A 12642-nucleotide genomic window follows, 5' to 3' on the forward strand; every position below is an offset into this window, starting at 1 on the left:
TTACTGGGCCGTGGCCAGCACGACGGCGCCGGTCACCAGCAGGTTGATCAGGGTCAGCGGCAGACAGAACTTCCAGCTGAAGGCCATGACTTGGTCATACCGTGGGCGTGGAATGGACGCGCGCAGCAGAATGAAGATCATGATGAAGAAACAGGTCTTGATCGCGAACCAGAAGAACGGGATCTGCGGCAGGATGCCGAACGGGCCGTGCCAGCCGCCGAAGAACAGCGTTACCAGCAGGGCGGAAATGGTCACGATGCCGATGTATTCACCGACGAAGAACATGCCCCATTTCATGCCGGCATACTCGATGTGATAGCCGTCGGCCAGTTCCTGTTCCGCTTCCGGCTGGTCGAAGGGGTGACGGTGAGTCACGGCAACGCCAGCGATGAAGAAGGTACAGAAACCAAAGAACTGCGGAATGATGAACCACAGATTCTCGGCCTGGTAATCGACGATATCGCGCATGTTGAACGAGCCGACCTGGGCGACGATACCCATCAACGCCAGGGCCAGGAACACTTCGTACGACACCGTCTGCGCCGAGGCGCGCAGGGCGCCGAGCAGGGCGAACTTGTTGTTGCTCGACCAGCCCGCGAACAGCACGGCGTAAACCGACAGGCCAGCCATGGCGAAGAAGAACAGGATGCCGATGTTCAGATCCGCCACACCCCAGTTGGGGGTGATGGGGATGATCGCAAACGCGATGAGCATGGCGCCCATACCGATGATCGGCGCCAGGGTGAAAATCACCTTGTCAGCGAACGGCGGCGTCCAGTCTTCCTTGAAGAACATCTTCAGCATGTCCGCAGCGATCTGGAACATGCCGAATGGGCCAACCCGGTTGGGGCCGTAGCGATCCTGCCACCAGCCGAGCAGGCGGCGTTCGACGAAACTCAGCAGCGCGCCGCACACCACCACGGCAAGCAGGATGACGATGGCCTTGAGCACTTCCTGAATGATGTCGAGCAGCGCGGGAGTCAGCCAACTCATTGCACGACCTCCTCAGCGCTGGTAACTGATAGCGCGGTCACTGCAGCACCGGCGAATGCCGGTGGAATGCCAGGCAAACCGATCGGCAAACCGATCAGGCCGATGCCCAGCTCGTCCATGACGCGCAGCGGCAGGTGCAGCGCCTGACCATTGACGGTCAGTTGCAGCAGAGCGCCGTCGCCCGCGCTCAGGCGACCGGCTTCTTCCTTGGCCAGCGCGATGTAAGGTGCAGGCATACGCTCGGCGATTGGCGCAGCGCGCGAGGAATTTTCCTCGCTGCCGAACAGGTGGTGCAGCGGCACTGCCTGCCAGGTGCCCTGGGCCGGATTGAACGGCGCAGGGGCGGCGAACCAGTCAATACCCGCGCCAGTAGCTTCGATCAGGCGCACACCTGGGTCACCGGCACGCAGGTGACCGCCGACTTCGTCTTGGAACTTGTTCCAAGCCTGTGGCGAGTTCCAGCCTGGCGACCAGGCAAAGGGGATCTGCTGACGGTCTTCCTTGCTGCCCGAATAGCCTTCCATGGAGAAGGCGAAGGCCGAGTCCTTGTCCTGGGGCTGACGCGGTTCGTGCACGCTGATATTGGCGCGCATGGCGGTACGGCCGCTGTAACGGTGTGGTTCGCGAGCCAGTTTGAGGCCCTTGATGCGGAACGAGGCGCCTGGCGCGGCATCACGGATACCGGCCAGCTCGGCACTGCTGGCCGCACAGGCGGCGGTGACCTGATCCAGTTGCGTCCAGTCCACGCCACGGCCCAGCAGTGTGCTGTGCAGGGCGTGCAGCCAGCGCCAGCCTTCACGAACCAGAATGTTGGCGTCGTAGTAGGACGGATCGTAAACCTGGAAGAAGCGCTGGGCGCGACCTTCCTGGCTGACCAGGGTGCCATCGCCTTCGGCAAAGCTCGCGGCCGGCAGTAGCAGGTGCGCTTTGGCGGTGGTGGCAGTGCTCTGGTGATCGGCGACGATCACCACCTTGGCGGCAGCCAGGGCGGCGTCGACACGGGCGGCATCGGTACGGTGGTAGAGGTCGTTTTCCAGCACCACCAGTGCATCGGCCTGGCCCGAGGTGAGCGCTTGCAGCGCTTCGTCCAGGGTGTGGCTGGCGAACTGCTCACCCATCAGCAGGGCCAGGCCCAAGCTGTTGGCTTCCGGCACCACCAGGCTGATGGAGCCGGCCTTGCCGCGATTTTTCAGCGCGCTGGCGATGTTCGCTGCGGCTTCGATCAGCGCCCGGCTACCCAGCGAGGCACCGGATACGATCAGCGGGCGGCGTGCATTGAGCAGCGCCTCGGCGATGCGTTGCACCAGCTCGGCGGCTTCGCTGTCGATACCACTGACTGCCGGAGCGCTCGGGTCGATGGCGTGGGCCACGGCGAAACCGATACGAGCCAGGTCATCCGGCGCCGCCTGTACGCACTGCTCGGCGATATCGTCGAGGCGGGTAGTGGTGACGCTGGCGATGAACAGCGGATTGAGCGCGTGCTGGGCGACGTTCTGCACCGCAGCCATGTGCCAGTCCTGAATCTTCGCACCGGCGGCGATCTCGGTGGCCTTGCCCTTGACCGACTGGCGCAGCGCCAGAGCGATGCGCGCGGCGGTCTGGGTCAGGTCTTCACCGAGCACGAATACCGCGTCGTGATCCTCGATATCGCGCAGGGTCGGCACCGGCAGCGGGCCGTTCTGCAGCACGTCACGGATCAGGCGGATATTGGCCTGCTCGGCCGCGGCGATACCGGAGTAGAAGTTATCGTTGCCGACCAGTTCGCGCAGGGCGAAGTTGCCCTCCAGGCTGGCCCGTGGCGAGCCGATGCCGATCACCTTGCGGTTCTTCAGCAGCGCGGCCGCCTGATCCAGTGCGGAATCGAGGCTCATCTTCATCTTGCTGAGCATCATCATCGGCTGACGTGGCCGGTCTTCGCGGTTGACGTAGCCATAGCCGAAACGGCCACGGTCACACAGGAAGTAGCCATTCACCGAGCCGTTGAAGCGGTTCTCGATGCGGCGCACTTCGCCATAGCGTTCACCCGGGCTGGTGTTGCAGCCGCTGGAGCAGCCATGGCAGATGCTCGGGGCGAACTGCATGTCCCACTTGCGGTTGTAACGCTCGGAGTGGGTCTTGTCAGTGAACACACCGGTCGGGCAGACCTCGACCAGGTTGCCGGAGAACTCGCTTTCCAGGGTGCCGTCTTCGACACGCCCGAAATACACGTTGTCGTGCGCGCCGTAGACGCCCAGATCGGTACCGCCAGCGTAGTCTTTGTAGTAACGCACGCAGCGATAGCAGGCGATGCAGCGGTTCATCTCGTGGGCGATGAACGGGCCGAGTTCCTGGTTCTGGTGGGTACGTTTGGTGAAGCGATAACGACGGGTGTTGTGGCCGGTCATCACCGTCATGTCCTGCAGGTGGCAGTGACCACCTTCCTCACAGACCGGGCAGTCGTGCGGGTGGTTGGTCATCAGCCACTCGACAACGCTCTTGCGGAAGGCCACGGCCTCTTCGTCGTCGATGGAGATCCAGCTGTTGTCGGTGGCCGGCGTCATGCAGGACATGACCAGGCGGCCGCGCTTGTCGTTCTCGTCGGTGTACTGCTTTACCGCACACTGGCGGCAGGCGCCGACGCTGCCGAGCGCCGGGTGCCAGCAGAAGTAGGGGATATCGAGTCCGAGGGACAGACAGGCCTGTAGCAGGTTGTCCGCACCATCGACTTCGAGATCTTTGCCGTCTACGTGGATAGTGGCCATTTTCTTCAGTCTTCGTTTGCCCACCGTGAGGTGGACGGGCTAAGGGAATTCTTTGTCGTGACCTGGGCCGGACGGCGCTGCGCGCCCATTTGTCCGGCCATCAGGCCTATACCGCGTGTGCCGCCACCAGCGGCTGCGGTTGCGGCGCATCTGCGCCTACGCCAGCTTCAAACTCTTCACGGAAATATTTGATCGCGCTGCCCAGCGGCTCCACGGCACCTGGCGCGTGAGCGCAGAAGGTCTTGCCGGGGCCGAGGAAATTGACCAGGCCGAGGAGGGTGTCGATGTCCTCGCGGGTGCCTTGCTTGCGCTCCAGAGCGCGCAGGATCTTCACGCTCCACGGCAAACCGTCACGGCACGGCGTGCACCAGCCGCAGGATTCGCGAGCGAAGAACTCTTCCATGTTGCGCAGCAACGACACCATGTTCACGGTGTTGTCGATGGCCAGGGCCAGGCCGGTACCCATACGGGTGCCGACCTTGGCGATGCCGGCGGCGTACATGGACGCATCCAGATGTTCGGGAAGCAGGAAGCCTGTGCCGGCGCCGCCTGGCTGCCAGGCCTTGAGCGTGTAACCGTCGCGCATGCCACCGGCGTAGTCTTCGAACAGCTCGCGGGCGCTGATGCCGAATGGCAGCTCCCAGATGCCCGGGTTCTTTACCTTGCCGGAGAAGCCCATCAGCTTGGTGCCGTGGTCTTCGCTGCCTTCGCGGGCCAGGGATTTGTACCAGTCGACGCCGTTGCCGATAATCGACGGCACGTTGCACAGGGTTTCGACGTTGTTGACGCAGGTCGGCTTGCCCCACACGCCCACGGCGGCCGGGAAGGGCGGCTTGGCGCGCGGATTGGCGCGACGGCCTTCCAGGGAGTTGATCAGTGCGGTTTCTTCACCGCAGATGTAGCGCCCGGCGCCGGTGTGTACGAACAGCTCGAAGTCGAAACCGCTGCCGAGAATGTTCTTGCCCAGCAGGCCAGCGGCTTTCGCTTCGTCGATGGCCCGATTAAGGTTGGCGGCCGCGTCGACGTACTCGCCCCGCAGGAAGATGTAGCCACGATAGGCTTTCAGGGCCCGGGCGCTGATCAGCATGCCTTCCACCAGCAGGTGCGGCAGCTGCTCCATCAGCATGCGGTCTTTCCAGGTATTGGGCTCCATCTCGTCCGCGTTGCACAGCAGGTAGCGGATGTTCAGGGATTCGTCGTTGGGCATCAGGCCCCACTTCACGCCGGTGGGGAAGCCCGCACCGCCACGGCCCTTGAGGCCGGAATCCTTGACCGTTTGCACGATGTCGGCCTGGGCCATCTCGGCCAGCGCCTTGCGGGCAGCGGTGTAGCCGTTCTTCTGCTGGTATTCCTCCAGCCAGACCGGCTGCGCGTCGTCGCGCAGGCGCCAGGTCAGCGGATGAGTCTCTTCGCTGCGGGTGATGCGGTTTGCCGGGCCGAAAGAGGTCAGCAGGTTCGAGCTGCGACTGGTCATTGGAAATTCTCCAGCAGTTGCGCCACGCCTTCGGGTTGAACGTCACCGAAGGTCTCGTCGTCGATCATCATCGCCGGCGCCTTGTCGCAGTTGCCCAGGCAGCACACGGGCAGCAGGGTGAAGCGGCCGTCAGCAGTAGTCTGCCCAGGCACGATGCCCAGTTCGGACTTGATGCTGCCGAGCACGTTTTCATGGCCACCGATGAAGCAGGTCATGCTGTCGCACACGCGGATGATGTGGCGGCCGACGGGCTGACGGAAAATCTGGCTATAGAAGGTGGCGACACCTTCCACGTCGCTGGCCGGGATACCGAGGATCGCACCGATGGCATCGGCGGCGCCGTCTGGCACCCAGCCACGCTCCTTCTGCACGATCTTCAGGGCTTCGATGGACGCCGCACGCGGGTCTTCGTAGTGGTGCATCTCGTGCTCGATGGCCGAGCGCTCGGTTTCGCTGAGGGCGAAACGGTCGGTCTGAATCAGGGCTGCATTGCTCATGGTGTTTTCCTCAGCGATCCACGTCGGCCATAACGAAGTCGATACTGCCCAGATACGCGATCAGGTCAGCGACCATGCTGCCGCGGATCACCGAAGGGATCTGCTGCAGGTGCGGGAAGCTCGGGGTACGAATGCGGGTGCGGTAGCTCATGGTGCTGCCGTCGCTGGTCAGGTAATAACTGTTGATCCCCTTGGTCGCTTCGATCATCTGGAAGCTTTCGTTGGCCGGCATGACCGGGCCCCAGGAAACCTGCAGGAAGTGGGTGATCAGGGTTTCGATGTGCTGCAGCGTGCGCTCCTTCGGCGGCGGCGTGGTCAGCGGGTGATCCGCCTTGTACGGGCCTTCCGGCATGTTGCGCATGCACTGGTCGATGATCTTGATGCTCTGGCGCATCTCTTCGACGCGCACGATGCAGCGGTCATAGGCGTCGCCATTGACGGCCAGCGGCACTTCGAACTCGAAGTTCTCGTAGCCGGAGTAGGGGCGTGCCTTGCGCAGGTCGAAGTCGCAACCGGTGGAACGCAGGCCGGCACCGGTGGTGCCCCATTCCAGCGCTTCCTTGGTGTTGTACTGCGCCACGCCAATGGTCCGCGCCTTGAGGATGCTGTTGCGCAGCGCGGCCTTTTCGTACTCGTCGAGGCGCTTGGGCAGCCAGTCGACGAACTCCTTGACCAGTTTTTCCCAGCCGCGCGGCAGGTCGTGAGCGACACCGCCGATGCGGTACCAGGCCGGGTGAAGACGGAAACCGGTGATGGCTTCGATCACCTTGTAGGCACGCTGGCGGTCGGTAAAGGTGAAGAACACCGGGGTCATGGCGCCGACGTCCTGGATATAGGTACCCAGGAACAGCAGGTGGCTGGTGATGCGGAAGAACTCGGCCATCATGATGCGGATGGTGTCGACCTTCTGCGGCACCTTGATGCCAGCGAGCTTCTCGACCGAGAGCACGTACGGCAGGTTGTTCATTACCCCGCCGAGGTAGTCGATACGGTCGGTATAGGGGATGAAACTGTGCCAGCTCTGGCGTTCAGCCATCTTCTCGGCACCACGGTGGTGGTAACCGACTTCCGGCACGCAGTCGACGATTTCTTCACCGTCGAGCTGCAGAATGATGCGGAACGCACCGTGCGCAGAAGGGTGGTTGGGGCCGAGGTTGAGGAACATGTAGTCCTCGTTCTCGCTCTGGCGTTTCATGCCCCAGTCTTCGGGGTTGAAGCGTGCGGCTTCTTCCTCGAGCTGTTGCTTGGCCAGGGTCAGGCTGAACGGATCGAATTCGGTAGCGCGCGCCGGGTAGTCCTTGCGCAGCGGGTGACCTTCCCAGGTCGGCGGCATCATGATCCTGGTCAGGTGCGGGTGACCGGTGAAATGGATGCCGTAGAGATCCCAGACTTCGCGCTCGTACCAGTTGGCGTTCGGCCAGATACCGGTCACGGAAGGCAGGTTGAGGTCGCCCTCGCGCAGGGCCACCTTGATCATCACGTCGCTGTTACGCTCCAGCGACATGAGGTGGTAGAACACGGTGAAGTCTGCGTCCGGCAGGCCGCGGCGCTGGGTGCGCAGGCGCTCGTCGACGCCGTGCAGGTCGTACAGCATGACGTAGGGGCGCGATGCCTGGCGCAGGAAGCGCAGCACTTCGACAAGCTTGTCGCGGCCGACCCAGATAACCGGCATGCCGGTGCGGGTGGCCTGCAGCGTGAAGCTGTCGGCGCCAAAACGGGATTGAAGCTCAACGACGACGTCTTGGTCGTCCGCCTTGTACGGCGCAATGGACACGGTGGTGTCTGCAGTCATGGTCTCGATCGCTATCGGTCAACGGTGAGAGTGAATCCGGCCTTGCTTGAAAGCGGGACTCAGACTTCGTCAGGGGAACGCAGGTTGGTAACCGCAATACGCTGCTCGCGGCGCTGTTCTTTCTGGGAAGGCATCTCGGCGCGATAAACGCCTTGATCGCCAACGACCCAGGACAGCGGGCGGCGCTCCTGACCGATCGATTCCTGCAACAGCATCAGCCCTTGCAGAAACGCCTCGGGACGGGGCGGGCAACCAGGTATATAGACGTCGACGGGAAGGAACTTGTCGACACCCTGAACGACCGAGTAGATGTCGTACATGCCGCCGGAATTGGCGCACGAGCCCATGGAGATGACCCACTTGGGTTCGAGCATCTGCTCATAGAGGCGCTGGATGACGGGCGCCATCTTGATGAAGCAGGTGCCGGCGATGACCATGAAGTCCGCCTGGCGTGGGGATGCGCGGATTACCTCGGCACCGAAGCGTGCAACGTCGTGCGGCGCGGTGAAGGCGGTGGTCATTTCCACGTAGCAGCACGACAAGCCGAAGTTGTACGGCCACAGGGAGTTCTTGCGACCCCAGTTGACAGCACCGTTGAGAACATCTTCGAGCTTGCCCAGATAGATGTTTTTGTGGACTTCGTCTTCTAGCAGCGGGTCGGAAACGACCTCCCGTTTGCCGATCGGGTATTGCTCGTTGGGAGCATCCGGATCGATCCGAGTAAGTTTGTATTGCATCGCCAAAGCCTCATTGTTTCAGCTTCGCCTGCCGAGCCTTACGACTCTCGGGTGCCCAATCGAGCGCACCGATACGCCAAAGGTAGACAAGACCTGCCAACAGAATGTTTATGAAAACGGCTGCTTCGATAAAGCCGGCCCAGCCGCTTTCGCGAACAGAGACAGCCCAGGCGAAGAGAAAGAGGGCTTCGACGTCGAAGATCACGAAGAGCATCGCGACCAGATAGAATTTTGCCGACAGACGCAGGCGTGCGCTGCCAGTGGGAAGCATGCCCGATTCGAACGGCTCGTTTTTGCTGCGGCCCCATGCCTTGCTACCTAGCAGGCTGGATAGGCCCAACATGAATGCACAGAGGCCAACGACCCCCAGCAGAAAAACGGCCAACGCCCAGTTATGGGAAAGGGTACTGCTTGCTTCCAACATGCCGGGACTCCTCAGGCAAGGAACGGCTTCACGCGTAATTAAAGTTATGGCAAGACAACGCAGGTCGCCTCGCATCTATTTGCATAATGTTATGCCTGTATTTGGTGTAAGTAAATTTTTCAGCGCAAAAAATTAATATTAAGTCGCTTGCCTGAGATCCAGAAAAGAGCATTGGCCCTTTTCAATCAATGACCTATAAAAACGCTATGGTTTTATGGGCGCCTTAGTTAAATGCATGTAGTGAATAACTAAGCCTACTTCAATGGGAATATTTATCATTTGAGAATCTATTCTTTTAAGCTTTAAGTTGTCGCTTAGTTGTCCATCCATGGCGCACTCAAACAAACATTAGCCATTGAACTTTCTTCTGTATTAGTTCCTGCAATAAAAAAGCCCCGGCATCACTGCCAGGGCTCAAGGGTTACAGCGTGCGCCTGACGGCACGCACGGCTGTCAGTGGAATTGATTCATGGTGTTGTCTTTGCCGCCTGCTTTCAGCGCAGCTTCGCCGGCAAAGTACTCCTTATGGTTATCACCGAGGTCTGAGCCCGCCATGTTCTGGTGCTTGACGCAGGCGATGCCCTGACGGATCTCCTGACGCTGCACACCTTTGACGTAAGCCAGCATGCCCTGATCGGCGAAGTAGCCCTTGGCGAGGTTGTCGGTGGACAGCGCCGCCGTGTGGTAAGTCGGCAGGGTAATGAGGTGATGGAAGATGCCGGCGTTGGCCGAGCCATCGCGCTGGAAGGTACGGATCTTCTCGTCGGCGACCTGGGCGAGTTCAGTCTCGTCGTACTCGACGCTCATCAGCTTGGCACGGTCGTAGCCGGAAACGTCCTTGCCGTCGGCGACGAACGCATCGAATACCTGCTGACGGAAGCTCAGCGTCCAGTTGAACGATGGGCTGTTGTTGTAGACCAGCTTGGCATTGGGGACGACTTCGCGAACGCGATCGACCATGGCCTTGATCTGCCCGACGTGAGGCTTCTCGGTTTCGATCCAGATCATGTCGGCGCCGTTCTGCAGCGAGGTGATGCTGTCCAGTACACAGCGGTCTTCGCCGGTGCCCTTGCGGAACTGGAACAGGTTGGACGGCAGGCGCTTGGGTCGCAGCAGCTTGCCTTCGCGGTTGATCACCACGTCGCCGTTCTTCAGCTCGGCTGCACTGATTTCATCGCAGTCGAGGAACGAGTTGTACTGGTCGCCCAGGTCACCTGGCTGGTTGGTCACGGCGATCTGCTTGGTCAAGCCGGCGCCCAGGGAGTCGGTACGAGCGACGATCACGCCGTCGTCCACGCCCAGCTCAAGGAAGGCGTAGCGCACGGCGTTGATCTTGGCCAGGAAGTCGACATGGGGAACGGTGACCTTGCCATCCTGGTGGCCGCACTGCTTCTCGTCGGACACCTGGTTCTCGATCTGGATGCAGCAGGCGCCTGCCTCGATCATTTTCTTGGCCAGCAGGTAAGTGGCCTCCGGGTTGCCGAAGCCGGCGTCGATGTCGGCGATGATCGGTACCACGTGGGTTTCGAAATTGTCGATCTGCGCCTGAATTTCGCTCTGCTTGGCTTTGTCACCGGCGCCGCGTGCCGCGTCCAGGGCGTTGAACAGCAGATCCAGCTCACGGGCATCGGCCTGGCGCAGGAAGGTGTAGAGCTCTTCGATCAGCGCAGCGACGGCGGTCTTCTCGTGCATCGACTGATCGGGCAGCGGGCCGAAATCGGAACGCAGCGCGGCGATCATCCAGCCGGACAGGTAGAGGTAGCGCTTGTTGGTGGTCTTCAGGTGCTTCTTGATGGAGATCAGCTTCTGCTGGCCGATGAAGCCGTGCCAGCAGCCGAGCGACTGGGTATAGACGGAAGAGTCGGCGTCGTACTCGGCCATGTCCTTGCGCATGATGGCTGCCGTGTACTTGGCGACGTCCAGACCGGTCTTGAAGCGGTTCTGGGCGCGCATGCGAGCGACGGATTCCGGGTTGATGGCGCTCCAGCTGCTGCCAGCGGCTTCTTTCAGGGCGGCAACGGCTTTGATGTCGTTTTCGTAAGCTGACATGGTCAATCCTTCAAGTGTGTGTTTGGTCGAGCACCGAACGTCGCGCACAGTCCAGGCGCAGGGCTCGGAGCGAGCTCACCGCAGACGTTGAGAGGAAACTGGAAGGAGGGCACTTTGGGCCGGGTGGACGAAACGCATCGGCAGACACCACCCGCCGGGTAGGCGAGTCATTGTGCGTATGGGCCCGTGGACGCCCGCGGCACTGTGCTGATCGATACGTGAAACGCTTCCCCGTCCCTCAGGACAACCTCGTTCCAGTCGCCATCTCGTAGAACTGCCTTGTGGGCTTAACAACACGAATCGATCCTCCGGTAAGCGAGGATGCGACCCGGAGGCTCCGTTTCCGGAGCCCCTGATTAGCGGGAGCGAGGCCATCATGCGACCGACGAAAATGTTCGTCAATCGTTTTTGTAGTGTTTTTTTAGATCTACTACATAAGTCTTAGATCGACCGTATGGTCACGTTTTACGGGGCTCTCAGTCGATTACGTCGACCTTAACGCGCATGCTCATATCTTCACGGCCTTCGGTGGAGTAGCGGCGCAATACGCCGTTGCGATCAGCCTGGCTCTGCTCGCTGCTGCCACCTATGCTGATCCATTCGCCGACTCGGCCGCTGACGCGGGTATCGGCCTGCTGGATGTCGATCACGCCAGGCTGTGTCTGGCTGACTCGATCACGGTTGCTGCTGATGTCCAGGTGCACGACATCGCCGGCGAGGCTGGCGGTGACGTAAAAGCCCTGGGTGACGTTGCGGTACTCGGTGTTGTTATAGACCTGGCCATAAGGCCCACGACTGCTGGTGTTTACCGGCACGCTCTGGCCGACCTGGATCAGCGCCGGATAGCCTTCACTGGTCTGCACCTGCTGAGTGCCACCTTCACGGCTGTCGGTGCTGCGTCGGATGACACGCGCCTGGTCGCGACCGTTGACTTCGCCGCGGCCAATCTCCACGCGGCCATTACCGGCGCTGATGCTGCCATCAACGCTGTAACCCCGGTCGTCTCTGTAGGTGGATTCACTGGTGTCAACGCTGATCAGCAAGCGCCGCGGTTGAGTATCGAGCTGGCCGAGGAGGGCACGGACTTCCTCGATTTTTTCCGCCGGTGCATTGACGATAAGTTGGTTACCGTAGGCGCTGACGCGCCCCTCGTTGCCTAATGCCGACTGCACCACGGGTAGCAGGTCGCCGGCTGTTCGGTAATTGAGCGGAATGACTTCAGTGGCAGCCACTGCCGACAGGCTCAAAGCGAGCAGGGCAGCACCAAGAAAATGTCGTTTCATAACAGAAAACTCCGCAAATCAGGATCGGTGATGCTGGTATCCCAGGTCTGGTCGAACAGTCGCCGCAATTGGCGAACATGAGCCGGATCCTGGTATTTCGCGTACCCGGCAAATTGATCCGGCTCGGGCCGCATCAACAAGCCCTGATCGTCAGCCAGCAGAAACGCACTTTCGGGGGCGGGATAATTCGGGTGGCAGCGGCGGATCTGGACGTAACTGGACAGTTTGCGCGATAGCGCAATCAGCCGATGCCCGTCACGAACCGCACGGTTACTGTCACGCAGCAGTATGCGTAGCCGACGGTTGCGATTGCCCAGCAGAAATTGCGTGCACGCCTGCTGAATGCTGCTGTGATGGTAGAGCCAGGGTTCGAGATCCGGGCTGTATAAGCACAGCGTAAGGCTGGCTTGCTGCATCAAGGCGAGGGCATGGGCGCGCGCCTGATCTGCAAGGCTGAAACGCTGCAGCGCCTGCTCAACGCCAAGCACAAAGGGAGCAGGCTCCCAGGTCGCTGGTGTCGGCAATTCGCTTTCGGGGTTGTGCAGGGTAAAACGCCCTGGCGACTCGAATTTGATCAAGTCGAGCTCTTCGCCATCGGGCGTGTGTTCATCGCTCATGCAGACCTCTGTGGCACCGGCGTAATGTCGCACAG

At 61.1% G+C, this 12642-nt stretch carries 10 protein-coding genes; all 10 read right to left on the reverse strand.

Going from position 1 to position 12642, the window contains the following annotated elements; translation table 11 throughout:
- Window positions 1–993 (reverse strand): NADH-quinone oxidoreductase subunit NuoH, encoded by a 993-nt coding sequence (gene nuoH / locus K5Q02_RS16280; protein WP_225832231.1) that lies wholly within the window; start codon window positions 991–993, stop codon window positions 1–3.
- The gene (gene nuoG, locus K5Q02_RS16285; protein ID WP_225832233.1) at window positions 990–3734 is read right to left on the reverse strand and encodes an NADH-quinone oxidoreductase subunit NuoG; all 2745 of its coding nucleotides are present in this window, start codon (window positions 3732–3734) and stop codon (window positions 990–992) included. Before nuoG ends, nuoH begins: the two co-directional genes overlap by 4 nt.
- A 106-nt stretch (window positions 3735–3840) precedes the next feature.
- A complete protein-coding gene (nuoF, locus tag K5Q02_RS16290) occupies window positions 3841–5208 on the reverse strand; it encodes an NADH-quinone oxidoreductase subunit NuoF (protein ID WP_225832234.1) in 1368 nt (455 codons plus the stop codon).
- Window positions 5205–5705, reverse strand: a complete 501-nt coding sequence (gene nuoE / locus K5Q02_RS16295; RefSeq protein ID WP_042552636.1) for an NADH-quinone oxidoreductase subunit NuoE — start codon at window positions 5703–5705, stop codon at window positions 5205–5207. Before nuoE ends, nuoF begins: the two co-directional genes overlap by 4 nt.
- Window positions 5706–5715: 10 nt before the next feature.
- The gene (gene nuoC, locus K5Q02_RS16300) at window positions 5716–7497 is read right to left on the reverse strand and encodes an NADH-quinone oxidoreductase subunit C/D (RefSeq protein WP_131182460.1); all 1782 of its coding nucleotides are present in this window, start codon (window positions 7495–7497) and stop codon (window positions 5716–5718) included.
- Window positions 7498–7556: 59 nt separating this feature from the next.
- Window positions 7557–8234 carry a NuoB/complex I 20 kDa subunit family protein gene (locus tag K5Q02_RS16305; RefSeq protein ID WP_131182461.1) on the reverse strand — a complete coding sequence of 226 codons (678 nt, stop codon included), beginning with the start codon at window positions 8232–8234 and terminating at the stop codon, window positions 7557–7559.
- A 10-nt stretch (window positions 8235–8244) separates the two neighbouring features.
- Entirely contained in the window at window positions 8245–8658 is a 414-nt protein-coding gene (locus tag K5Q02_RS16310) for an NADH-quinone oxidoreductase subunit A (RefSeq protein ID WP_225832236.1), read from the reverse strand.
- 453 nt (window positions 8659–9111) lie between these two features.
- On the reverse strand, window positions 9112–10707 hold the full coding sequence (locus K5Q02_RS16315) for an isocitrate lyase (RefSeq protein ID WP_225832237.1): 1596 nt from the start codon (window positions 10705–10707) through the stop codon (window positions 9112–9114).
- Between the two features lie 476 nt (window positions 10708–11183).
- Window positions 11184–11990: a secretin N-terminal domain-containing protein gene (locus K5Q02_RS16320; RefSeq protein ID WP_225832239.1), complete on the reverse strand. Its 807-nt coding sequence runs from the start codon at window positions 11988–11990 to the stop codon at window positions 11184–11186.
- Window positions 11987–12607 carry a DUF7931 domain-containing protein gene (locus K5Q02_RS16325; RefSeq protein ID WP_225832240.1) on the reverse strand — a complete coding sequence of 207 codons (621 nt, stop codon included), beginning with the start codon at window positions 12605–12607 and terminating at the stop codon, window positions 11987–11989. The genes K5Q02_RS16320 and K5Q02_RS16325 overlap by 4 nt, the downstream gene beginning before the upstream one ends.
- Window positions 12608–12642: the final 35 nt, after the last annotated feature.

Origin of the sequence: Pseudomonas sp. MM211, assembly GCF_020386635.1 — a bacterium.
GTDB lineage: Bacteria > Pseudomonadota > Gammaproteobacteria > Pseudomonadales > Pseudomonadaceae > Aquipseudomonas.

Coding starts and splice junctions, on each gene's coding strand:
- nuoE (WP_042552636.1), bottom strand. CDS start 5,705: ATGAGCAATGCAGCCCTGATTCAGACCGACCGTTTCGCCCTCAGCGAA.
- K5Q02_RS16325 (WP_225832240.1), bottom strand. CDS start 12,607: ATGAGCGATGAACACACGCCCGATGGCGAAGAGCTCGACTTGATCAAA.
- nuoF (WP_225832234.1), bottom strand. CDS start 5,208: ATGACCAGTCGCAGCTCGAACCTGCTGACCTCTTTCGGCCCGGCAAAC.
- K5Q02_RS16305 (WP_131182461.1), bottom strand. CDS start 8,234: ATGCAATACAAACTTACTCGGATCGATCCGGATGCTCCCAACGAGCAA.
- K5Q02_RS16320 (WP_225832239.1), bottom strand. CDS start 11,990: ATGAAACGACATTTTCTTGGTGCTGCCCTGCTCGCTTTGAGCCTGTCG.
- nuoG (WP_225832233.1), bottom strand. CDS start 3,734: ATGGCCACTATCCACGTAGACGGCAAAGATCTCGAAGTCGATGGTGCG.
- K5Q02_RS16310 (WP_225832236.1), bottom strand. CDS start 8,658: ATGTTGGAAGCAAGCAGTACCCTTTCCCATAACTGGGCGTTGGCCGTT.
- K5Q02_RS16315 (WP_225832237.1), bottom strand. CDS start 10,707: ATGTCAGCTTACGAAAACGACATCAAAGCCGTTGCCGCCCTGAAAGAA.
- nuoC (WP_131182460.1), bottom strand. CDS start 7,497: ATGACTGCAGACACCACCGTGTCCATTGCGCCGTACAAGGCGGACGAC.
- nuoH (WP_225832231.1), bottom strand. CDS start 993: ATGAGTTGGCTGACTCCCGCGCTGCTCGACATCATTCAGGAAGTGCTC.